This is a genomic window from Paenibacillus sp. 19GGS1-52, from assembly GCF_022369515.1.
In the GTDB taxonomy this organism is placed as follows: Bacteria; Bacillota; Bacilli; order Paenibacillales; family Paenibacillaceae; genus Paenibacillus_AQ.
Genome location: NZ_CP059724.1, coordinates 2,204,909 through 2,230,183, shown reverse-complemented (window position 1 = coordinate 2,230,183; position 25,275 = coordinate 2,204,909). Strand labels below are relative to the sequence as shown.

General features: G+C 44.0%; 18 protein-coding genes. All 18 read right to left on the bottom strand.

The window, feature by feature from the left end; genetic code table 11:
* Positions 1–28: 28 nt before the first annotated feature.
* Positions 29–961: a metal ABC transporter solute-binding protein, Zn/Mn family gene (locus H1230_RS10400; protein ID WP_239715401.1), complete on the bottom strand. Its 933-nt coding sequence runs from the start codon at positions 959–961 to the stop codon at positions 29–31.
* A 202-nt stretch (positions 962–1,163) separates the two neighbouring features.
* On the bottom strand, positions 1,164–3,203 hold the full coding sequence (gene metG, locus H1230_RS10395) for a methionine--tRNA ligase (RefSeq protein WP_239715400.1): 2,040 nt from the start codon (positions 3,201–3,203) through the stop codon (positions 1,164–1,166).
* Positions 3,204–3,274: 71 nt separating this feature from the next.
* Positions 3,275–3,436, bottom strand: coding sequence for a hypothetical protein (locus tag H1230_RS31595; protein ID WP_481857129.1), 162 nt, complete (start codon positions 3,434–3,436; stop codon positions 3,275–3,277).
* Between the two features lie 123 nt (positions 3,437–3,559).
* Positions 3,560–3,823, bottom strand: a complete 264-nt coding sequence (gene yidD / locus H1230_RS10390; protein ID WP_239715399.1) for a membrane protein insertion efficiency factor YidD — start codon at positions 3,821–3,823, stop codon at positions 3,560–3,562.
* A gap of 2 nt (positions 3,824–3,825) precedes the next feature.
* Positions 3,826–4,287, bottom strand: coding sequence for a Fur family transcriptional regulator (locus H1230_RS10385; RefSeq protein WP_239715398.1), 462 nt, complete (start codon positions 4,285–4,287; stop codon positions 3,826–3,828).
* A 200-nt stretch (positions 4,288–4,487) separates the two neighbouring features.
* On the bottom strand, positions 4,488–6,719 hold the full coding sequence (locus H1230_RS10380) for a stalk domain-containing protein (RefSeq protein ID WP_239715397.1): 2,232 nt from the start codon (positions 6,717–6,719) through the stop codon (positions 4,488–4,490).
* Between the two features lie 380 nt (positions 6,720–7,099).
* Positions 7,100–7,894, bottom strand: coding sequence for a response regulator transcription factor (locus H1230_RS10375; RefSeq protein WP_239715396.1), 795 nt, complete (start codon positions 7,892–7,894; stop codon positions 7,100–7,102).
* A complete protein-coding gene (locus H1230_RS10370; protein WP_239715395.1) occupies positions 7,872–9,725 on the bottom strand; it encodes a cache domain-containing sensor histidine kinase in 1,854 nt (617 codons plus the stop codon). The genes H1230_RS10375 and H1230_RS10370 overlap by 23 nt, the downstream gene beginning before the upstream one ends.
* A gap of 28 nt (positions 9,726–9,753) precedes the next feature.
* Positions 9,754–10,584, bottom strand: a complete 831-nt coding sequence (locus H1230_RS10365) for a carbohydrate ABC transporter permease (RefSeq protein ID WP_239715394.1) — start codon at positions 10,582–10,584, stop codon at positions 9,754–9,756.
* Positions 10,584–11,468, bottom strand: a complete 885-nt coding sequence (locus H1230_RS10360; protein WP_239715393.1) for a carbohydrate ABC transporter permease — start codon at positions 11,466–11,468, stop codon at positions 10,584–10,586. The genes H1230_RS10365 and H1230_RS10360 overlap by 1 nt, the downstream gene beginning before the upstream one ends.
* Positions 11,469–12,064: 596 nt before the next feature.
* Complete coding sequence (locus H1230_RS10355; protein ID WP_239715392.1) at positions 12,065–13,471, bottom strand: ABC transporter substrate-binding protein; 1,407 nt, start codon at positions 13,469–13,471, stop codon at positions 12,065–12,067.
* A 345-nt stretch (positions 13,472–13,816) separates the two neighbouring features.
* Positions 13,817–14,554, bottom strand: a complete 738-nt coding sequence (gene pflA / locus H1230_RS10350) for a pyruvate formate-lyase-activating protein (protein ID WP_239715391.1) — start codon at positions 14,552–14,554, stop codon at positions 13,817–13,819.
* A 170-nt stretch (positions 14,555–14,724) separates the two neighbouring features.
* Entirely contained in the window at positions 14,725–16,986 is a 2,262-nt protein-coding gene (pflB, locus tag H1230_RS10345; protein WP_239715390.1) for a formate C-acetyltransferase, read from the bottom strand.
* 261 nt (positions 16,987–17,247) lie between these two features.
* On the bottom strand, positions 17,248–19,869 hold the full coding sequence (adhE, locus tag H1230_RS10340; protein ID WP_239715389.1) for a bifunctional acetaldehyde-CoA/alcohol dehydrogenase: 2,622 nt from the start codon (positions 19,867–19,869) through the stop codon (positions 17,248–17,250).
* A 550-nt stretch (positions 19,870–20,419) separates the two neighbouring features.
* The gene (locus H1230_RS10335; RefSeq protein ID WP_239715388.1) at positions 20,420–21,889 is read right to left on the bottom strand and encodes an ABC transporter substrate-binding protein; all 1,470 of its coding nucleotides are present in this window, start codon (positions 21,887–21,889) and stop codon (positions 20,420–20,422) included.
* 132 nt (positions 21,890–22,021) lie between these two features.
* Positions 22,022–22,894: a carbohydrate ABC transporter permease gene (locus H1230_RS10330; protein WP_239715387.1), complete on the bottom strand. Its 873-nt coding sequence runs from the start codon at positions 22,892–22,894 to the stop codon at positions 22,022–22,024.
* Position 22,895: 1 nt separating this feature from the next.
* Positions 22,896–23,819 (bottom strand): carbohydrate ABC transporter permease, encoded by a 924-nt coding sequence (locus tag H1230_RS10325; RefSeq protein WP_239715386.1) that lies wholly within the window; start codon positions 23,817–23,819, stop codon positions 22,896–22,898.
* A 118-nt stretch (positions 23,820–23,937) separates the two neighbouring features.
* Positions 23,938–25,266, bottom strand: coding sequence for a response regulator transcription factor (locus H1230_RS10320; RefSeq protein ID WP_239715385.1), 1,329 nt, complete (start codon positions 25,264–25,266; stop codon positions 23,938–23,940).
* Positions 25,267–25,275 lie beyond the last annotated feature (9 nt).

The window sequence follows — 25,275 nt, the reverse complement described above, 5'->3', positions numbered from 1 at the left end:
ACTACCGCCTCTCACTAATACTTTCTTTTTATTGTAAAGCCAGAATTAGATTTTGCAAATTTTTCTCCATCAGCGTAAAGTAGTTGTCACCATTTTTTTCTTGTTTCTGGGTAAGTCCCTCTACAGGATTGAGCACCATTGTAGATACGCCCGCTTCAGCCGCTAGCGTCTTAGCCATCTTATCCGATACAAGCTCTTCGAAAAAGATATATTTGATGCCTTCCTTCTTGACCAGATCCGTCAGCGCAACCATGTCCTGTCCGCGTGGTTCTGCGTCAGGTGATAATCCCATAATGGCATGCTGAGTCAAGCCATAGTCTCGGGCAAGGTAAGCAAAGGCCTGATGGGAAACAACAATTTCATGATTAGGAAGCTTCGCAAGCTCTGTCTGGAATTTATTGTCCAGTGCCTGCAATTTCGCAATAAGTTCATTGTAGCGCTCCTCGTATCCTGCTTTATGTTCAGGATCAACGGTTTGCAGACTGTCTTTTATATTCGCAGCCATAATCAGCGCTGACTTCGGGCTAACCCAAGTGTGAGGATCAGTATGCAGGGTGTCATTATTATCCGTTGCCTCATCGGTCATAATATAATCAACCCCATGACTTACTTCAACCGTCTGAACCTTGCTACCACTCTCAAGCCCCTTCAAAAAATTAGGAACCCAGCCCTCCAACCCGGCCCCGTTATAAAGGAACAGCTGCGCTTTGGAGGTGTTAATAATGTCCTGACTGCGCGGAGTCCAATCATGCGGCTCCACACCAACCGGAAGCAGATTGATCACATGAATATCTGCGCCGCCGATCTCCTGAGTGAATTCATATATAGGATAAAAAGTGGTTACAACGTTCACTTTGCCCTCAACAATACTGCCACCGCTCTTCGCACCGCATCCAGCAAGGACTAAGACCAGCATCAAGGCAAGCGTCAGCAGGCCCTTGCGTGATAAATTCGAAACCATAATAACTATCGACTCCTTAAATCGTAAATTTTACTAGTAAAATTATAATAGTAATCGTTACGATAAGTCAACCCGAAGCAGAAATCAAGAAGAAACGATTAGCTCTATATTTAGAAAAAAGGAATGCCAACCAGCCGCTTCATCGGCTTATCAGCAATCCCATTTTCAATCAAACTATTGTACAACATTAATATTGTTAGCTTTACTTCACAATAGCCCCGTTAGGCATGTTATCCGGAACGGTGGCAATGGTGAGCTGATCTCCCTTGGAGGCCGCCAGAATCATTCCTTGCGACAGTTCACCGCGCAGCTTTACTGGCTTCAGGTTCACAATGCAGATCACTTTGCGCCCTACTAACTCTTCTGGTGTGTAGAACTTGGCAATACCGGAAACGACCTGACGCTGCTCATAGCCAAGATCCAGTTGCAGCTTCATCAGCTTATCCGTTTTCTTAACCGGCTCGGCCGAAATAACCTGTGCCACCCGCAGTTCAGCCTTGGCAAAATCATCGATGCCGATTTCATCTTTATGGTCTTCCTCCAGCTCAGAGATCACCGCAGCGGCGCCGCCTTCAACAACCGCTGGCTCAGCGGCTGCTTCTGTTGTTTCGGTAGCTGGTTTACCAGCGCCACCCATAGCCCCAGCGATAAAGGCAACCTCCTGCTCCACATCCAGACGCGGGAAGATTGGATTGCCCTTCGTAAGCTTTGTTCCACCCGCAAGCAATCCAAAGGTTCTGCCGCTATCCCAGGTGGTCAGTTCACCTGACTCAATGCCAAGCTGCTCCCAGATCTTCGCTGGTGCTTCTGTCAAGAATGGCTGCAGCAGAATAGATGCCGTACGAAGTCCTTCCACAAGATGTCTCATGACTGAAGCCAGCTCAGCCTTTCTGCTCTCGTCCTTAGCAAGAATCCAAGGCTGAGTTTCGTCAATATATTTATTTGTACGGCTAATGAATGCTCCAATTGCAGCTAGCGCCACGGAGAATTCCATTTTTTCCATTGCTTCTTCTACTTTGGTATAGGTGCTCTGTGCCATGTCCTCAAGCTCACCATCGAACGCTGTTACATTCCCCTCATAGGCCGGAAGCACACCATCAAAATACTTTTCGACCATTGCCCCTGTGCGGTTCAGCAGGTTACCTAGATCATTGGCCAGATCAAAGTTAATCCGGTCCACAAAGCTCTCAGGAGTAAATGTACCATCCGAACCGAACGGCACCTCACGCAGTAGGTAGTATCGCAGGGCATCCAAGCCATACCGGTCAATCAAGGTCACCGGATCAACGACATTTCCCTTGGATTTGGACATTTTGCCTTCTTTCATCAACAGCCAACCGTGTGCGAATACTTTCTTCGGAAGCGGCTCGCCTAACGCCATCATAATGATCGGCCAATAAATGGTATGGAAACGCACAATTTCCTTGCCTACAATGTGCACATCCGCTGGCCAAAATTTATCATACAGACTTCGATCCTCGGAACCGTAACCCAAAGCTGTAATATAGTTAGTCAGCGCATCTATCCATACATAGACAACATGCTTCTCGTCACCCTTGACCTTAACCCCCCAGTCAAAAGTGGTACGGGAGACCGAAAGATCTTCCAGACCCGGCTTAATGAAGTTGTTGATCATTTCGTTCTTGCGGGATTCCGGCAAAATGAACTCCGGATTGTCCTCATAATACTGCAGCAGCCGATCGGCATATTTGCTCATCCGGAAGAAATAACTTGCTTCCTTCACCAGTTCAACGGGGTGGCCGCTGTCAGGACTTTTCCCACCAGTAATGTTACCCTCAGCATCACGCTCAATATCAACCAGTTGTGTTTCTGTGTAAAAGGTTTCGTCCGAGATACAGTACCAGCCTTCATATTCACCTTTATAGATATCACCTTGCTTAAGCAACCGATCAAAGATGTCCTGTACTACTTTTTTGTGACGCTCTTCTGTTGTACGGATAAAGTCGTCATTGGAAATGTCCAGCTTGCGCCACAGATCCTTAATGCCCACTACAATATTATCTACAAATTGCTGAGGGGTCTTCCCTGCTTCTTCTGCCTTGCGTTCAATCTTTTGCCCATGCTCATCAGTACCTGTCAAGTAACGCACCTCATAGCCGCGCAGACGTTTGTAGCGAGCCATTGCATCTCCTGCCACAGTTGAATACGCATGTCCGATATGCAGCTTATCGCTCGGATAATAAATCGGTGTTGTTAAATAAAATGTTTTCTGTTCACTCATAGGTTAATCATCCCTTCTTCTCTGAAAAAGACAAAAAACTCCCGCCCCCTATAATGGGGCGAGAGTTGAACTCACGCGATACCACCCAAATTTCCTGTCTCTTCACAGAGCGCAGGCTTCGCCAGTTCCCGCTTAGGAGAACTGTCCATTAACGCTGGATCACGCCGTCCTCTTACGTAAACCGTACTTAGCGGTTCGATGCTCGAAGACAGTTCCTCCCGGACCATATTCAATCCAACCTTCCATACCGGCTCCCAGCTATTTCCCGGCTCTCTGCAATGGACGTTCCGATCTACTCATCCGTTCCTCGGAATTCATACTATTATTGAAAATATAACCAAAGAGAGGCCTCCGTGTCAAGTTGTACGGATATTACTCTCCTTGGGAGTCTTCTCTTTCAGTGGCGGTACTGGATCAAGCCCTCCAGGATGGAAGGGATGACATCTCGATATACGCTTCACAGCAAGCCACGAGCCTTTAAGTGGACCATGGACCTCAATCGCTTCTAGCGCATAGGCAGAGCAGGTTGGATAGAAACGGCAGGTAGCCGGTTTAATCGGCGAAATAAACTTGCGATAAACACGGATTGGAGCCTGAATTGTTCTGCGTCCGATAGCCATGGTTACAGACCAACTTTGCTATTTGCGACAGCGACTGGCTCTTCTTCTCTACTCTCTTCACATTCCTTACAATAACCGAACACCTCAAATTTATGCTTGACTACCCGGAACTGATCAGGTGCATCGGTTAAATTCATCGGGCAGAAATTTATCGGGTAGGTCTTTTGGCACTGAAGACAGATCATATGGTGATGGTGATGGTCCTGATTGCAGCTCCCTTTGAATTTCACTCCATCTTCAAAGACCACTTGCTCCAGCACACCCAGCTCCTCCATTACACGCAGGTTACGGTACACCGTATCAAAGCTAAGTCCGCTATATTTACGGCCCATATGCTCGTAAACATCCTTCGCTGACAAATATCCCTCATTCTCGCCGAATAAGTTGGCAAGCGTTTTGCGCTGATCGGTGATTCGCAGTCCCTGCCCCGACATGGTTTCCAATATTTGTTCTGTCGACAGCATACGCTCATCTCCCATAACATAAGTTCATTTGTATAACACTCTCTTTATAATGCCCCAAAACAAATGCCCCGTCAATGAAGGGCAGCACCTTGCAACGTATTGAACATATAAAGCCCTGACAGGCATTCCATTATGGAACGCTTGTCAGGGCTCATCTGTTAAGCTTGAAAATCATTGCTTTTACTTAAATCTGTAGTAGCTTACTTCAATGCCGGAAGCGGCGTAAAGACGAAGTTTACAGGCAGGTTGCTACCAGAAGCGACTGTAAACAATATTTCAACCGCAGTTTCGTATTGGCCAGTACGGTACACTACTGCACTCATGTCTGCGTTCGCTAAACTTCCCTTGTTCGATAGGTTCACAATCGTTCCATTCACGACTACAGACCCAAGGTAATTACCCCCACGCGGGTTAAATGTAATCAGCGTATTAGGTGCGACGCGATCCAGCTTAATTTTGTACAAGACGCCGAAGTTGCCAGAATTGGAGGCTTCAGTCGCACTCATAGGATCGACACCGATTAGATTTAGATCGCTTTTATTATCACCAAGCAAAAGCTTGGATTGGGTTGTCCCCACTACATCAGTAACGTTAATAATGCGAGTTGAATCTGGATATGTTCCGCGGTTGTGTACTCCGTCGCGGTCAAGAATAGGCAACGTTGGCAATGCAACCAGAGGGTCCTTCGTCTGCTCAACCATAATTACATTATATTGCACAGGATAATCACTGAACAGATCAGCGCTGAGCGATATAATTTCTCCTGGCTTCATCGCGATCTTGCTGGTGTCAGTCAAAATCGGTACACTTTCGCCTGGCTGCAGCGTTATTGTTCCAATATTCCCGCCGTTAAGTAATGAACTGTAATACTTCAACACCGAAATTTTACCAGTGTATTCTGGCGAAGAAGCTGGACCTGCAAATCCTACATATTGCGTAGTAATCGTCGTTGGATACAGGTTGTTATTAGTTGCAATGATATATACTTTCTGTCTCGTGCTCATATTATTCTTGTGATGAACCAGAAAGCGAGTTGCTCCAAATGCAGTTTCACGATAGAGAACACCCTCGGTGTTAACAGTCTCCGGGCTATTGCTGCGGATCAATGTATAGGCCTCTGAAGAAATGTTATAGGTCAAGTTGGGCAAAGCAGGGATTGAGCTTCCATCACCGGCAAGGACATCACCCTGAGGAGTAAACAGCTTCTCTACCTCTTCTCTGGTGTACAATTGTTCATTCGTGATGTTGATTGTTTTCTCAAAAACACTACTTAGGCCATGTGTGTCGGTTACTTTCAGCTGAATCGAAAGTGGGCCCGGATTAAAGAAAGCCAAAGAGCGATTCATCCATTCAGTCGTCAGCACGTCACCTTCGGGATCGGAGCTAAGATCGGTTATCGTTACCGGTTCGCCCATTTTATATTCATCCTTGTCAGTGGTGAAGTTGGCAACCGGAGGTTGATTGGGTTGAATAACGTTAATAGTCAATGTGTAAGGATTACTCCATTGTCCATTGGCATCCATTACGGAATAAGTCACTGCATAATAGCCGGGTTGATCATAAATATCCTGCTTATTCCCTTCCCAACGCTCATTGACAATGGCTGTTCCATTTGGCGAAGAGCTGGAAGTGATGAAATTCACTGTAGTTTGACCTGCAAAGATTTCCGTAGGCTGAACAGTGAATGATGCAGTCGGTTTGGTGTTCAACGTAAGAATAACCTGCTTCTTCACATTATCAACCGTATAAGGAATTGCCAATGCCGCCGTGATCGACGTCAACGGAATCATAAATGTATTCTTATATTGATAAGCTGGACCTTTCATCGTCACCTTGTTACCGTTAACGGTGTAGATCTTGCTGTCCGTCTTAAAGCGCATGATATTATTGCCGCTTGTAACGATCGTTTCCTTCGTTTTGTAGTCGTAAATAAATTTCACGCCTACCCGCTCAACCATAGCACGGATTGAAACGTAGGATACGCCATTCTTAACTGCCATCGGCTGATTAGCCAAAAATAGAATGCCATTCGCATACATTTTATTGCTGTTCATCAAGAGAACAAGTTGATTATTGCCTGATGCGCTTAAAGATTGACCGGCAAATGGTGTCGGTTGGACCGTTGCTCCTGGTGTTGCACTAGGAATCGGTGTTATAGCTGGCAGTGAAGTAGCTGTTGGCATTGGTGTTGCAGTTGGTATTGATGATGATACAGGCAACGGCGTTGCCGTCGGTGATACGATGCCGGTAGGTTGCAGACTAGGCAGTGGATCAGTAGCCTCTGGCTCCAGGACTGGCGTAGGAGTAGCTTCAAGTGTAACCGTGGACTTGGATACTGCAGTAGAACTAGCTGCTACGGCGAAAGCCGGTACTGCCGAGGCGACCTGTGAAACGACCAAAACCGCAACTAAGGCAATTTTTTTGAAATTCATTGTATGACTCCTTCTGCTCCCATTTGTAAAATACAACAAAGTATCTATCTCTCTATACTCTGCTCATATTCCCCGCAAAAACGCAGCCGCCCTCAAGAGGGCGGCAGTATGTTTTTGCCACGTTCATTATAACAAAACATAGTATTAGACGCACAATTTACTAAAAAGTTTCAGTTATGTAAAGAAAAGATTAACTCAGGATAAAATGAAAATAGAATCCCTATTCAAATGAAAAATAGCCCGCTGTTTGCCAATGATATTTGGAGGTTTAATGTTTGTAAAGCGAGCCTTACACGGAGAGAGTAAAAGCCCTCCCTCACTCCTGCGCAGTAAACAGAGAGAGGATGGGCATTAGTCGAGGTTAAGTAGATATGAGTTACTTACCGTGCTTCAGCCTTACGATGCTGCTCCCGATACTCCTTGGGGGACATTCCCGTTTGCTTCTGAAACACCTTCGTAAAATACCGGCGTTCCTGATATCCGATACCTGTGCCAATGACCGTGATACTCTTATCACTGTTCACGAGCATAAACTTGGCGGCTTCAATCCGCTGAAGTGTCACATATTCAACAAAGGTCATAGAAAAGTGGTTTTTGAACAACAGACAAAAGTAGCTGCTACTGATCCCAATCTTATTCGCCACTTCTTCAATACCAATATCCGAATTCAAGCGTTCAGTAATATATTGTGCAGCCAGACTCATTTGCTGGTCCGGTGTTTTTTTGGCAGAATCATGATCAAGAGCCGGTATTTCCTGAAATAAAGGAATACTGTTATACAGCTTATCTTTAAACTGCCTGCTGCGGATTTGCGCTCCGATCTCCCGTACTTTATCGCCAAGCTCTTCATAATGGATCGGTTTGCAAATATATTCTTTCACACCCAAGCGGATGGCTTCCCGCGCATAATCAAATTCCTGATAGCCACTGAGGAGGAGCACTTCACTGTCCAGCCCCATCTCCCGCAGCTTGCCGATGAACGTTAAACCATCCATTACCGGCATGCGAATATCACAGAGTACAAGATCCGGCTGCTGTTCCTCGGCGATACGTAGTGCCTCCATACCGCTACGGGCCATTCCCGAAACAACCATCCCCATCTCCTCCCAAGGCAGCACCTTGTTCAGGTTGTTCAGAATCGGTGCTTCATCGTCAACCAGTAATACTTTTAGCATAATGGTCTTCCCCCTGCTCGTATTTAGGTATGACGCACTGGATCATTGTCCCTTCACCTGGTGTGGAGCATATAAATATACCGTACCTGTGGCCGTACTCAATACGAATACGATCAGCAACGCTGCGGATGCCGAGCCCCCGACGTTCAAGATGCATTCGGCTTACTGGCTCCATGCCTACCTTCTGCTCAAGTGTTTCATTCACCATATATTGAAAAATAGACAACTGAGATGAAGTCATTCCGATACCGTTATCCTCAATCCGCAGAATCAGGTTCCCCCGTTCCTCCCAGCCCTTAACCTTTACTTTTCCTTTATAAGCAATACCTTCAAAGCCATGCTGGATACTGTTTTCCACAAGCGGCTGGAGCGTAAGTTTCAGGATACCGCAACTCAACAGAGCGTCAGGAATATCAATCTCATAATCAAATAAATCCTCGAAACGAAATTTTTGAATGTCGAGGTAATTACGCAGATGCTTCACTTCTTCTTCCAGTGTAATTTCATCTCTGTCCTGAATACTAATACGCAGAATACTGGCTAATCTGTACACCATCTCACTAACTTTACGCCCTTCATTCTGAACGGCCAGCACATTGATAGATTCCAGGGTATTGAACAAAAAATGCGGTTTAATCTGCGCCTGCAGCACGCGCATTTCAGCTTGGTTCTTACGTCGCTGCTCCACCTGAATTCTGTTGAACAACCCGTTGATTTTGTCCATCAGGTCATTAAAGCCTTTGGCAAGCAGAGTTAGCTCATCGTTCCCCTTTTCTTCCACACGTGTAGTAAGATCACCATCTTCAACCCGGCGCATAAAGCGGACTATAACGGCTATACCACCAGTGATACGGTTCATAAAGAACAAGTTAAAGATTACAGCAGCCAGAAAACAAAGGAAGATGACTAAAACAAACCAGCGGGCAAAAACCGTAACCTCCCGCGATAAGGAGTTCCATGAGGTAGTAGACACAAGACTCCAAGGATATCCTTTGAGGTGATACACGGAAAGAATGCTTTTTTCTCCGGCAAACTGCGTTTTGAAGCTCTGAAATCCCGGTTTGAAGGTAATTTCTTTGTTTGTAAACGACCGAAAATCCTGACCATCCAGTTTCCTATCCGGATCAAACAGAATCATCCCGTCATCATTAACAAGCATAAACGAAACACCCTGATTGCTGTCGCCGATTTTCAAATTACGAAAGATCGATTCAAACTCCCAATTCTTGATCTGCACTACGAGAATACCGATATTTTGAAAAAAGCTCAGTTCCTTAATAAGCCTAATTTGCGTAAATACGGGTTCAACGCCGGTTAGATCCGGATATTCATGCGGAGCAATCCATTTGGGTACACCATTCAGCGCCATCACTTCCTGATACAGACTGCTTTCTTTGAACTTGTCATAAGGAAGCGTGCGGAAATTCTCTTTATTAAAAATAGATACGATCTCCGAGCTGCCTTTTCCATTAAAGTTATACAAAAAAGCGTAGCTAATCGAAGGATGGTTATATAACAAACTTCGAAAATTACGCTGACTGGCATTCAGACTTAGCTGCTCAGCATCAGTCAGATCCTGTTTGGAAGGGTCCTCTGCGCTGAGAGCCATATGAAATACCGAGGTAGCAATTCCGTTGTCCGTAACGTTATCCATATCCTTAAACACATTGGAAATACTGTAGCTGATCGCTTTAAGCGAATATTCGGACTGCTGGCTATATTTCTTCTCAATTGAATTATAAGTTACGAAGAACATAAACATGCCAAGGATAAACAAGGGGATGATAATCAGGCCCAGAAATGCCGTAAATAATTTATAGCGCAAATTCATCGGCTAGTGCTCCTGACTGTGAATAAGATTATCCTTTTACGCCGCCCGCTGTCACACCTTCAATAATTTTTTCCTGCAAAACAGCATAAATGATAATTACCGGCACCACGCTATAGACGATACCCGCAGACATCTGAGCATAATTCATCTGATATTGATCGCGGAATTGGACCATTCCCACCGGAAGGGTGCGCAAATCGTCATTCGAAAGAAAATAATTGGCCAATAAGAATTCATTCCAATTTCCCAGGAAATTTATGATGAATACAGTAACCATGGCGGGAACCGTCAGAGGTACAATTATCTTAGCAAAGATACCTGGTGCCTTCAACCCATCCATAACTGCTGCTTCTTCAATTTCACTAGGTAATGAACGCATAAAGGCTGCCAAAATGATAATCGTAAACGGGATAGCATTGGCAATATACGGAATGATTAGTGCCCAGTGCGTGTTTAAGATGTGCAGCTTCCGCACAATGGTGTAAATCGGCAGCATAAGCGCATTGTTAGGAATAAGCATTCCAATCAGTACCATTGAAAATAGAATCCCATTCCATTTCCCTTGACGCATCCGTGTCACCGCGAAAGCAAACATGGATGCCAGCAATATAGCGACTACCGATGACAGAACAGAAATGTACAAGCTGTTAAAAAAGTAGGTGCTAATCTTGGCATTCACCCATGCTTCTACATAGTTGGAGAATTCAAAATTCTTGGGAATGCCGAATGGATTCAAAGCAATGGAATTATTATCCTTCTTTACAGACGAGAACAATACGAAGAGGAACGGGAAAAGAACAACAAGCAGATAAGAAAGTAGTACAACATGCGGCAGACTCTTTTTCAGGAAACGTGGCATCAGTATTCAATCCTTTCGGTACGCCGGGCAACCAGCAGTTGATAAAGGGCTGTAACCACCAGCGTAAACATGAAGATTAAAACAGCGATGGAGTTTCCGTACCCATACTTAAAGTTTGTTATCGCATATTTAATCATATAAGTTGCCATAACCTCAGTCGATCCAGCTGGACCGCCCTTCGTCATGACGATGACGATATCCGCCGCTTTCATCGCTCCCGCGATGGATAACATAATCACAACGGAGATAATCGGAACTATTAGCGGCAAAGTGATGCGTGTGGCTCGCTGGAAGCCGGTAGCGCCGTCAATGGCTGCAGCTTCATCTAGTTCACCAGGAATGGAGAGAATTGCTGCCAGCACCATTACAATGTAGAATCCGGTCCACTGCCAGGCGTTCGTGATCAGTATGGACAGCATGGCGAATCGCTCATCAGACAACCAGTAAATCGGCTCAATTCCAACAAGTCCTAGCAGTTTGTTAAACAGGCCAATGTTTGGCTCGTAAATAAAGCCCCATAGGATGCCGATCACCGCTGTGGACATGATAGAAGGCATAAATACCGCTGTTTTATAAAGGCCCTTTAGCTTCTTCACATTAGCGATCAATAAGGAGAAGAATACAATCAAAGGTACCTGTATGCAGATGGAGAAAAGAATAAACCAGCCATTGTTTTTGACCGAAATCCAGAAGCGCTCATCACCGAACGCCTTTTTGAAATTACTGAGACCGGTATATTTAACCGTATCCGACACACCGTTCCAGCTAGTAAAGCTATAATAGATGGAGCTAAAGATCGGATAAATAAAGAACATTAGGAACAAGATGAGTCCGGGAAGGATAAATAGGGTGAATACTACGGGATTTCTCAGTGCTTTATTCATGACTACCTCCAATTGCTTTGACATCCTCTATAATGGATCATTTCCAGATGAACCGGCTTCGTCGTCCTTTATATGGACGGCGTCCGGTTCTTCGAGAAATATAAGGATTAATTATTGTGTGAAACATATATGTTCTTATATTTCAAGATGAACCGGCTTCGCCAGCCCTTATATGGACGGCGTTCGGTTCTTCGAGAAATATAAGGATTAATTATTGTGTGAAACATATATGTTCTTATATTTCAAGATGAACCGGCTTCGCCAGCCCTTATATGGACGGCGTCCGGTTCTTCGAGAAATATAAGGATTAATTATTGTGTGAAACATATATGTTCTTATATTTCAAGATGAACCGGCTTCGCCAGCCCTTATATGGACGGCGTTCGGTTCTTCGAGAAATATAAGGATTAATTATTGTGTGAAACATATATGTTCTTATATTTCAAGATGAACCGGCTTCGCCAGCCCTTATATGGACGGCGTCCGGTTCTTCGAGAAATATAAAGATATATTATTGCGTGAAACATATATGTTCTTATATTTTAAAAAATGTACCCTGGAGCAAGCACCAGGGTACATTCAATTTGCGAGTCTTCTTATTCCACTGCTGCGTTTGCTTCTTCTTGAATCTTTTGTAGAGCTGCGCCCATCTTCTCAGGAGTAGTCTGACCGCCAATCAACTTCTGAATTTGAATGTTACTGATTTCAGTAGTTACATCAGCCTGAACAAGGGAGTCAAACGCTGGGAATGATGACTTGGAATTATTGAGTACACCTACGATTTCACTCATCAGATCATCCGTAATATTCGCATTCAATACGGCTTGATCAATCTTCATAGCCGGCAGTACACCATCTTCTACAAGTCCACGCAGTTGCATTTCTTCATTGAACATATTTTTGATGAATGATTTCACTGCCGCCAATTGACGAGGATCCTTTTCTACGGAAGCTGAGAATCCATAACCGTTGTTAACATCCCGCATTAGCGCTGTCTGATCACCAACACCACCATCAACAGCTGGAATGTTGAAGAATCCGACTTTGCCAATCAAGCCTTCACCAGATTGTCCGGCTTTAAACACGGAGGATTTCCAAGTACCGTCATACATTAGAATCGCTTCACCACTAGTAAATTGTGTTGTATATTCTGCATACTCGAAGCCGAGCTCGCCTTTTTTGAAATAACCTTTGTCGATCCATTCTTTATACTTCGCAAAACCCTTCACCACATTTGGGTCGCTCCACTTAGCTTCGCCTGTAGCAAATTTAGCTGTTACATCCGGTCCAGCATAGCGGGACCATAAATGGTTAGCCAGCATAAGTGGTACCCAACCTGCTTTGGATGCGCCAGCCAGTGGCACTTTGCCATCAGCCTTGATTTCAGCCAACTGTTTCTCAAGCTCTGCAAAAGTAGTCGGAGCCTGCCAGCCCTTGCTAGTGTAGTATTCCTTGTTATAGAAGAACCCTTCGCCAGAACCACCAATTGGCAATCCATAAATCTTCCCTTCATAAGTAAAAGGGTCCAGGTTCGAGAATTTATCTTTTATACCCAGCTCTTCAAGAATAGGTGTGAGGTCCAGCAACTTGCTTTCTTTAGCATAGATCTTAGAGTCCGGACTGCCGAATAGATCAAATATTTCCGGAGGGTTCCCTGCCGCCATTTCCCCGCGAAGTTTTTCTTTACGATTCACATCCGAATCTACCCCATCCAGCTTGAATGTTAAGCCCGGTACTTCTGCTTGAACTTTGCCTACAACGTCTTCCAAGATGGCCAGACGTTTTTGTTTATCTGCACCGACTTGAGTATGACGAATCGTCATTTCGAATGGTTCAGTACTGACAGGCTCCTCTGTTGCAACCGCATTAGTGGCGTTCGCTGCGTTGGTCGCAGTGGCGTCTCCTTCAGCGTTATTTGCTGTATTATTATTACTTCCACAACCAGTCAATAAAGCAGAGGTGACGAAGATCAGAGACAAAAGCATAGTTAAACTTTTTTTCATTGTTGGTGACCCTCCCTATTTATGATTTCCTTTACACTTCTTATTATAGAAAATGATTTTTGTTATCGTAAGGTCAAGATTCATCTACAAAAGGGACAAAATACTCTGATGTAAGCGTTGACAATCATCTTTCGTGACTTATTATGTAATTTTAGTTTACATTCATAATGCAAACATTTCAGTTTTATTGTTACACAATCTAAAATACTCTGCTGCTGTTATAAAACCTCTACATCATAATTTACACAAATCCATAAATTCCACACTGCCTACCAACGACAAAAAGAGCCGTCCCTCCAGTAAAAATTACTGTCGGAACGGCTCGTACTATATTTGCCGAAAATATTATACTAACGCAGTCTGTTTACGTCCTTCTTCAATCAGCCGATAAGCACGCTGCACTTCTTCTTCTGATGGAGATGGGACACCTTCCAGCTCGTATGGTTTACCCATACTCTGCCATTTGTAGATACCCATTTGATGGTAAGGTAAAATCTCAAATTTCTCTACACCATTCAAGGTCCCTATGAAGCGGCCCAAGTTAATTAAGTCCTCTTCGCGATTATGAATGCCAGGAACATAGACGTGACGAATCCACATCTTGCGATTGTGATCAGACAACCATCGAGCAAGCTTCAGCGTACGTTCATTAGATTTACCTGTGAGTTTAATATGAGCTTCATCATCAATGTGCTTTAAATCCAGCAACACCAAATCAGTAACATCTAACAGATCATTGATCTTATCGCCTTCGTTATAACCATTAGTATCAAGTGTAGTGTGCAAATTCCAGCGTTTCTTCACTTCGGTGAATAGTTCTTTTACAAAATGTGCTTGGAGTGTTGGTTCTCCACCTGATACAGTCAATCCTCCACCTGAGGAACGATAGTAATGCAAATAAGGTTCTATCTCAGACAGTACCTCTTCAAGGCTCATTTCATTACCTTCATTCAGTTCCCATGTGTCTGGATTATGACAGTACTGACATTTCAATAAGCAACCTTGCATGAATAGAACAAAACGAATACCTGGGCCGTCAACGGTTCCAAAAGTTTCTAAGGAATGTATACGTCCTTTAGCCATATGATGACATCCTTTCTCCACGATTGAATGACAGTCTGCTTTTCTCCAATATCGCGGCCACGAAGTTTTAAATTTTAACTATCTTGTAACAAGATCATACCGCCCTTGAGACAAGGGCGGTATGGCCTTGCAGCTATTTCACTGCGTATTTAATATCATCATTAATTAAATTACATTGCACCATGGAAAGTACGTGTAACAACATCCATTTGTTGCTCGCGTGTCAACTTAACAAAGTTAACTGCATAGCCAGATACGCGGATAGTCAATTGCGGATAATTCTCTGGGTGCTCCATAGCATCCAGTAATTGTTCGCGGGCAAATACGTTAACATTCAGGTGATGACCTTTGCTGTTAAAGTATCCATCAAGCATAGATACAAGGTTGGATTTACGTCCTTCTTCTTCTTTACCCAGTGCTTTTGGCACGATAGAGAAGGTGTTGGAGATACCATCCATGCTATCTTCGTACGGTAATTTGGCTACGGAACTCAGGGAAGCCAAAGCACCTTTCTTATCACGTCCGTGCATAGGGTTAGCACCTGGTGCGAATGGTTCACCTTTTTTACGTCCGTCAGGAGTAGTACCAGTCTTCTTACCGTATACTACATTTGAAGTAATTGTCAGTATTGATTGTGTTGGCAGAGAGTCACGGTAAGTGTGATGTTTACGAATCATAGTCATGAAAGATTCTACCAGTTCTACTGCGATGCTATCCACAGCGTCGTCATTGTTACCGTAGCAAGGGAATTCGCCTTCAGTTGCGAAGTCAATAGCAATTCCTTGTTCGTTACGGATAGGTTTTACTTTAGCAAATTTGATAGCACTCAGGGAGTCAGCTGCAACCGACAGACCAGCGATACCACAAGCCATTGTCCGTAGAATATCACGGTCATGTAAAGCCATTTCAACACGTTCGTAGGAATATTTGTCATGCATATAGTGAATAACATTCAATGTGTTTACATAAGTCTTTGCAAGCCATTCCATCATTGCTTTGAAGCGTAACATAACTTCATCATAGTCAAGAATATCGGAAGTAATACGCGGCATTTCAGGTCCAACTTGTACGCCGGACTTTTCATCGACACCACCGTTTATTGCATACAGCAATGCTTTTGCCAAGTTGGCACGAGCACCAAAGAACTGCATTTGTTTACCGATACGCATTGCGGATACACAACAAGCGATCCCGTAATCGTCGCCGTAAATCGGACGCATCAAATCATCGTTCTCGTATTGAATTGCACTAGTTTCAATAGAAACCTTAGCACAGAATTTCTTAAAACCATCAGGCAATTTCTCGGACCACAGAACAGTAAGGTTCGGTTCTGGTGCTGGTCCCAGATTGTAAAGAGTGTGCAGGAAGCGGAAACTGTTCTTCGTAACACGAGTTTCTCCGTTAACTGACATACCACCGATGGATTCTGTAACCCAAGTAGGGTCACCGCTGAACAAATCGTTGTAATCAGGTGTACGTAGGAACTTAACAATACGAAGTTTCATTACGAAATGATCAACCAGTTCTTGTGCTTGTTCTTCACTCAGAACGCCTTCTGCAAGATCCCGTTCAACATAGATATCAAGGAATGAGGATACGCGTCCAAGAGACATTGCCGCACCGTTCTGTTCTTTGATTGCTGCCAGGTAGCCGAAGTATACCCATTGGAAAGCTTCTTTAGCTGTGTTAGCAGGTTTGGAAATATCGAAGCCATGCATTTCAGCCATTTTCTTAAGTTCGCCAAGAGCGCGAATTTGTTCGGAAACTTCTTCACGAAGACGGATTAGATCTTCGCTCATTGAATCCAATTCAAGATTAAGAAGGTCTTTTTTCTTGTCTTTAACAAGGAAATCAATACCGTAAAGAGCTATACGACGGTAGTCACCGATAATACGACCGCGGCCGTAAGCATCAGGAAGACCAGTAATAATACCTGCTTTGCGGACTGCTCTCATCTCATTGGTATATGCATCAAACACGCCTTGGTTATGCGTTTTGCGAATATTCGTGAACATATCAACAATTTCTTGTGGAAGCTCGAAGCCATAGGCTTTACAAGCATCGATCATCATTTTAATACCGCCAAATGGTTGGATCGAACGTTTGAAAGGTGCATCTGTTTGAACGCCGACAATTTGTTCCTTGTCTTTGTCAATGTATCCAGGTTTATGCGATACAATAGTGGATACAGTGTTAACATCCACATCAAGAACGCCACCATTAGCAATTTCTTGCTTAGTCATTTCGGAAACAAGTTTCCAAAGTTCTTTGGTATTGTGAGTTGCGCCTGCAAGGAATTCTTCCTTGCCCAGGTAAGGTAAAATGTTCTTCTCAATAAAATCATTAACGTTTACTTTTCTTGACCATTTGCCTTTTGTAAATCCGCGCCATCCCGACTTAACCTCTTGTACATCTTTTTCGATCACCGACATTGCTAAATCCCTCCATTTATATTTATATTATTTTTGTGAGATCGCAGGCTTGAAGGTTAATCCCGCGTCTTGTTTGATCCCTAAGAATATGAAATGGTTGTAATAATTTTCACAATCGATACTTCATAACCGGGACCTTGTCTATACATACATTTTAGTTTGTTTTCTGAAAAAAGACTGTGACAAATATCACCTTTTCGGTGATATTTGTCACTCCCATCTAATTTCGCAGTGCTTTATTATTGCCTGAATTACAGTCTCTTAGTTTTCGAATCTTCCGTAGAATGCATCACGGTATACTTCAGCCAGTTCAGAAACCAGTGGAAGCTTAGGGTTAGCAGTCGTGCACTGATCTTCAAAAGCTTTATCAGCCAAGTAATCTACATTGGATTCAAAGTCTTTTGGATCAAAGCCCAGTTGTTGGAATGATTCTTCAATACCCAGCTGTTTATTCATATCGCGAATCATGTTAATCAAGCTGTTTACGCCTTCTTCAGTAGTACGAGCAGGCAATCCCAAAATGCGGGCAATCTCAGCATAACGCTCGTCAGCTATAAAATGCGAGTATTTAGGGAACGAAGCGAACTTCGATGGTTTCTTCGCATTATAACGGATTACGTGTGGCATCAGGATGGCATTAGTACGTCCGTGAGCCGTGTGGTATTGACCGCCCCATTTATGTGCTAAGCTATGGTTGATACCCAGGAAGGCATTGGCAAATGCCATACCAGCTAGTGTCGACGCGTTGTGCATTTTTTCGCGGGCAAGTTTATCGGCTTCCAACGCTGATTTGATCAGGTATTGGTGTACCAACTGGATAGCTTTGATAGCCAGACCATCAGTGTAGTCACTCGCCATTACAGATACATAAGCTTCGATCGCATGTGTCAATACGTCCATACCTGTATCGGCAACAGCTGTTTTAGGCAGACTGTAAACAAATACTGGATCGATGATCGCAACATCCGGAGTAAGCTCATAATCAGCCAACGGATATTTAATGTGGTTTTCGCCAGTTTTATCAGTAATAACAGCGAATGAAGTTACTTCCGAACCTGTACCCGAAGTTGTTGGAATGGCAACGAATTTCGCTTTTTTACCCAATTCTGGGAACTTGTAAACGCGTTTGCGGATATCCATAAATTTCTGTTTCAGTCCGTTAAAGTCAGCATCTGGATGTTCATAGAACAACCACATTCCTTTGGCTGCGTCCATTGGGGAACCGCCGCCCAGTGCGATGATGCAGTCAGGCTTGAATCTGTTCATCATAGCCGTACCTTTTTCAACTGTAGTTGTAGAAGGATCTGGTTCAACTTCCGAGAAGACCTCGATAGCTACCGGAGTTTGGCGTTGACGCAGATAATGTTCAACTCTTTCTACATATCCAAGTTTAACCATCATAGGGTCAGTGATAATAGCAACACGGGTAATATCAGGCATTTTGGTCAGGTATTGTGTAGAATCCTTTTCAAAATAAATCTTATCCGGCACTTTAAACCATTGCATATTCACTTTACGACGGTTCACCCTTTTCACGTTGATCAAGTTGATGGCAGTAACGTTCTGCGATACCGAGTTGCGACCATAAGATCCACAGCCCAGAGTCAGAGAAGGAATATTTGTATTGTAAATATCACCGATTGCTCCATGTGTAGAAGGAGAGTTCACAAGAATACGTCCGGTTTGCAGACGGTGCGAGAATTTCATAATAACTTCCTCGTTGTTGGAGTGGATAGCTGAGCTGTGACCCATGCCTCCAAATTCAACGATCTGTGCTGCGCGTTCGATACCTTGATCAGCATTTTTTACTTTGTAGCAAGCTAGAACAGGACTGAGCTTCTCAGCAGAAAGCGGGTATTTCGGACCTACGCCCTCAAGTTCGGCTACGAGGATCTTAGTGCCAGCTGGAACCTGGATTCCGCACATTTCAGCGATCTTCGTTGCAGATTGTCCAACAATTGCCGGGTTAACTGCACATTTTTCAACGTTCATTGCGCCGGAAGTCAGTTTGGCAGATTCTTCTTTATTTACGAAGTAACAGCCGTTTGCGATCATTTTCTTCTTCACTTGATCAAAGATAGCTTCTTCAATGATTACTGCTTGTTCGGATGCGCAGATCATGCCGTTATCAAAAGATTTGGAAAGAATAAGGTCAGTTACAGCCTGATCGATATCCGCGCTCTTCTCAATGAAGGCAGGCACGTTACCAGGACCTACGCCGAGAGCCGGCTTGCCACAGCTATAAGCTGCTTTAACCATTGCCGATCCGCCAGTTGCCAGAATCAGAGCAACATCAGGGTTATTCATCAATGCGTTTGTTTTGTCCATTGTAGGCATTTCAATCCACTGAATACAGTTCTCAGGAGCGCCAGCTGCAACAGCAGCGTCACGAAGAATTCTTGCGGATTCGGAGCTACACTGTTGCGCAGATGGATGAAAACCGAATATAATAGGGTTACGTGTCTTCGCGGAAATTAGGGCCTTAAACATTGTGGTTGATGTTGGGTTAGTTACCGGTGTGATACCCATAATGATTCCGACTGGTTCTGCAATCTTCTGGAAAGCGTCATAAGCGTTGTCTTCGATAACACCTACTGTCTTGTCGTACTTGATTCCGTGCCAGATATATTCTGTTGAGAAGATGTTCTTCGTGATCTTATCTTCGTATACTCCGCGTCCTGTTTCTTCGACAGCCAATTTCGCCAAATACATGTGTTTATCAAGTCCAGCCAATGCCATGGCTTGAACAATGTTATTCACTTGTTCCTGGTCGAGCAACATGAATTCTGCTAAAGCTTTCTTTGCTTTGTCAACTACCGTTTGAATATATTCTTCAGCGGTAGGTTGTTTAACTTGGGCGGCGACTTCATTCTTTACTGCCATCTCCCTCGTCCTCCTGTCAATTTTTGAGTTGTTTTTCTCTACAAATTCATTCTATCACATTCTATCCAATATGCATAGTGAAATCTTTCACATACTTTAAACTTTTTTTGATTCGTTTTCAAAGCGCTTTCATTCGATTATATTGTGGATTTTAATCCATTTTTTTCATTTTTTCCAAGCCTAAAATTCCATTCATTATGAAATTGTAGACCTTAATTCCTTTTGCGTCACCTGGATTTTGCTTTGTTCTTTTTGAATGCAATAAGGTTGCCATATTACCTGCTTCCAGTCATCCTTCAAGCTCCTCCTAGGTTAATAGTGTACCATCTAGATACTTTGCCCGCTCAATTATTAGTATAACCATTGAACAAAAGTCACCCTTAGGCATTTAATGCCTAAGGCCGTTCAGTATCACTCGTATGTAAGCGGCATTTCCGGAGTGTAAGATGCTTTCCATCCTTCAGCAAGCATGCCAAAAGCCGGCCCTCCAAAGGGCCGGCTTTTGGCATGCTCATTTTAGTTCAATCCAGCTATAAGATCTGTTCGACGACTACTCCACTTTAATAGTATCAAAAAATTTCGTTTGTACGGTTTTGGCTGCAGCATCCAGCTGAGCTTTGGAATCTGTGCCTTTTTTGGAGAACAGCTCCTGAATAACGTTAGACATTGTTGCATAGTAATCTTGCGTATTGTATTGCGCTTCCGGTTTGCCGTCCAACAGAGCCATGATGTCAGGGCTATATTGGTAGACATTGGTATACTTATCGTAGACAGCTTTTGTTTTCTTGCCGAAATCGGAATCTGCGGAATAGTAATCCAGAAGCGGTGGAATGAAATATTTACCGTCTGTTGTCCGTTGTTGTAACACAGCATCGAGTGCTTCTAAGCCTTTGTCAGAGAAATAATCGAAGGTAATATAGCGGAAAGCCATTTCTTGCTCATCTTTTGTGGCATTAGGATTGATGACGAGATAATCGCCGCCGAGTACACCGGTATGCTTGCCGCCTTTTTCAGCAGCTGGCATTGGGTACGTAAGCACATCCTCAGGCTTCATTCCACCTTGATTCAAGGCTTGCTCAATTACACCGTCGGAGCCAGCCATAACCATAGCCGTACGTCCTTGTTGGAATGCGCCTACAGCATCACCCCAGCCCAGTGCCCAGTCCTGAGGAATCGCATTGGCTTCCCATCTCAGCTTTTTGTAGAAATCCAGTGCTTTGATGCCTGCATCAGAATTGAAGGTTGCGACAACCTTGCCACCATCAATCTTTTGGATATCGCCGCCTGCTTCAAACAGGAAGTTGGTCCAGTTCCAACCTGCTTCGTTGCCTTTACCCATGGGTGCGATACCGGAGATGCCTTTTTTGGTATCAGCTACACCTTTGGCAGTATTCAGCATATCGTCCCAGGTCCAATCCATAGGCGGAACCGCAACACCTTTGTCGTCGAGCATTTTCTTATTAATCATCGTAGTTGTAACATAACCCTTTTGCGTGACCCCGAATACTTTGCCATCAATAATGAATTGATTCTGCAGCACCGGATTAATTTGATCTTTGAATTCGTATTTATTCCACAGATCAGTGATGTCAGCAACCCAGCCTTTTTCCACCAGGAATTTAGCTTCAGTAGCGTAGGTATTAAAGAAAGTTGGTGCTTCATTAGCCGCCATCTTAACTCCGATTTCACTTACATTGTACTGCCAGTCATCTTTAACGATCTCTACATTTGGATATTCTGCTTGGAAACGCTTGATCTTGTCATCTTCCTGTGCTCTTATCTCTGTCAGGTCAGGCGTAGGATAGTGAATCTTAATGGTTACTTTTCTCTGGGTGATATCATCCGCTGGCGCTTCGGTTGCGCTGCTGGCGTTATCAGTTGCGGCATTGGTTACTGCCGGAGATGCTTCCCCTTCCTTGTTTCCCTGTGCGTTACCGTTGTTATTATTGTTACCGCCGCAGGCGGACAACAATGTGCCGGTCACAAGGAGGCATGCTAACACGCTGGAAAATTTACGCATTGAAACTCCCCTTTTCAATTCATTATTATCTTACAACTTCATCATAAAAGAGAAATCGCTTACAAACGAGGTGCATTTATATTCCTTTCATGTGCAGGTTTACGATCCACCTCTAAATCTGTCATCCTATGCTCAGCCTTTTACTGCCGATAAAGCGACTCCACGCATAATAAATCTTTGGAAGATCAGGAAGACGATGATCGGCGGCAGGGTAACAATAAACAGAATAGCAAATTTGATGTTGGTATTAAGTGCTTTTACATTAATGACGTATTTATAGATCGCTGTCGCCAGCGTATATTTATCCTCACTATGCATGACCAGAGATGGCCAGAACCAGTCATTCCACGCCGTAGAGAAGATAAAGATCGCCAGTGTTGCAAAGATTGGAATGGACAACGGCACAGCAATGGAGAAAAAGCTTCTAGGCTCTGAGGCACCGTCGATGCGTGCTGCTTCAAAGATTTCCGGATGAAGTCCATCAAAAAAGTTCTTCAGCAGCAGAAAATAAAAGGTGTTCGCTCCGGCAGGCAGCCAGAAGGCGGCATACTGATTCAGCAGACCAAGCTCCTTCAAATTCACAAAGTTCGGAATCATATAGCTGGTCGCCGGAATAAATAAGGTCATGAGGAAGAAGAAATAGAATGCTTTTTTGTAGGGCACATTCATCCGGGATATACTAAACGAAGCCATGCCCAGCACCACCAGTGTCACAACCATATTTCCGAGGAAAATATAAATCGTGTTCCTGAGGAACATCGGCAGATCTATATAATTCATGGCATCCTTGAGATTGCTGAAATGCCATTCCTGCGGGAAAAAATGAGGTGGAAACGAGTTGACCTCCTGATTCGACTTCAAGCCGTTGAACATCGTCATGAGTATCGGATACAGCATGGTAAAGACCATAATAAGGAGAACTAGAACCATTATTCCGTAAATTACTTTGTTGCTCGTTTTTTTGAGATCATGCTGCGAAAGTATGCCTCTTTCCGTGTTCTTCATCTTAATTGTCCTCCTTGTTAAGCTTGAACTGTAAGATGCCCAAACCACCAAGGACAATGAACATCAGCATGCCAAGCGCAGTAGCTGTTCCATAATCCAGCCTTGTAAAAGCGTACTTCACAATCAGCAGCGCATAGGTCAGCGTCGTATTGTTCGGCCCACCATCCAGCAAAGCTAACTGTGACTGATAACCTTGTGAAGTCGCAATAATCTGCAATATCAACATTAGAATAATGAGATTTCGTAGTGAAGGCAGCGTGATATGACGGATACGAGCCCAAACGCCAGCGCCATCGATTTCAGCCGCTTCATACCAATCACGTGGAATACTGAGCACAGCGGCCAGATAGATCAGCATCCCTGAACCGAATTGCTGCCAGGTCTCCATAAAAACAAGGGACACCATCGACCACCTACTGTCGGTCAGAAAGGCAACTTGGTCCAAACCGAGCGAACCAATTAAGGCATTGATCGGTCCCACCGGATCATACAGCCATCTCCAAAGTCCATACAGTACCACACCAGGAACAACGAACGGCAGATAGGCCGCGACCCGTACAAATCCCCCGAATTTCCGCAGCTCTGAAATCGCGATGGCAAAGGCAATGGGGACCCAGAAGCCGATAGCGAGACCTAACACCATGTAATACAGGGTGTTCTTGACCGCCGTCAACACGTCGGGATCACTAAGCGCTCTGCTGTAATTATCCAAACCGACAAAGCTGTTGCCTTTTACAAAGTCTACATTATAGAAGCTATACAATAAGCCTTTAAATATAGGAACCCACATAAACATAATAAAGATAGCAATCGCGGGCAGGAGAAACAAATATCCCCAGAAGTTCTTTTTCCAACGATTTTGTTTGTACGGCTTACTCTCCTGCTTCACCGGCAGGTTCTCGCTTATACTTACGGTTTGGTTCATCAGGCTCCCTCATTCCTCTGTTCTTTAGGCCATTATTCACATAATGACTCCTACCTTAAATTGTAGGAAAAGAGAGAGGTGCTGAACATGTCTATATCTACCGCAATCGTGACTGTTCTTACTTCTTCAATTCGCTCGGACTGATTCCGTAGTATTTTTTGAAAATTTTGCTGAAATGCTCCGGTGATTCATAGCCTACCCGCTCTGCTATTTCATACCGCCGTAAATCCGTATTGAGAATCAGCTCACGGCTTTCTTCCATCCGCAGCTTGATCACATATTCCCACAGGTTAAAGCCTGTATTCTTCTTGAACAAATAACTTAAGTAATTGGGGCTGACGTGATTCTTCTTGGCGACCTCATGAATGGTCAAGCCTTTTTGGGCATAGTTCTCATCAATGTATTCCTGGGCTTTCTCCACGATCAGATTACTCCGTGTATGCAGTTCCTCTACCGACGGATCAGCCGTATAGTTATTCCAGTTGAAATCTCCATAGTAGAACACATAATGATCATTATGCTCTTTGTTCCAGAGAATGGCTTTGGAAGCCTGACGGTTCAGCACATCCATGAAGGACAAACCCTTGAGGATCTGACTGATTCCGATCACTGCGTGCAGATGTAAATATTTGTGAATATTAAAATGCAGACTGCGGCCCAGCACGTCAAGCCTGTTGAGTTGACCGGACGACGATTCTTCATAGCTCTTCTCATCCCACTGAATAATAACCGTAATTTCTTCCTCTGGAGAATAAAAGGCGATGGAGTTCCATTCCTGATCCAGCAGTTCCTTGGCAATGTTCAAGGTGGCATAACGCATTAAAAGTTGATCTTGAGCATTATATTTTTTGTCCTGAAGATCGCTTAGGAGTGGAGCCTTAATCTTGATCACTGAGAAAAATGGCCCCTGCAAGTTCAGGTCATCCAATTTGGCCCGATTAGCTTCATTAGCAAGCACGGAATCAGGATTGACAAGCAGTAAGTTCAATAGCTCGCTATACTCCGGAAGTGGCTCCTCCAGGCGAAAGTTCTCGCCAATCCCGGCCATGAAGGTTTCGAGTTCTGGTGTTGGTCTGTTCATCTTAAGCAGCACATTGCGTACCGAATCCAGAAATTGCTCACTATTCAGTGGCTTGATTAGATAATCTTTGGCCCCGAGCCTTACAGCCATTTGTGCGTATTGAAAGGTCTCATGCGCCGAGATAACGATAGTCTGAACCCATGGTTTAGCCAGCTTGGCATGCTGCATTAGCTCAATGCCACTCATCGTACCCATCTGTATATCGGTGACGAGCAGGTCGATCTCCTCCATCCGAATACAGTCCAAGGCCTCAAAGCCACTGTGCGCAGTATAAATATGCTCGATATCCAGCCCAGAAGAAGCTAATAGGCTGCTGAGTCCTTTACAAATCAACGGTTCATCATCCACAACCAGAATATTAAACATAGGCTAATC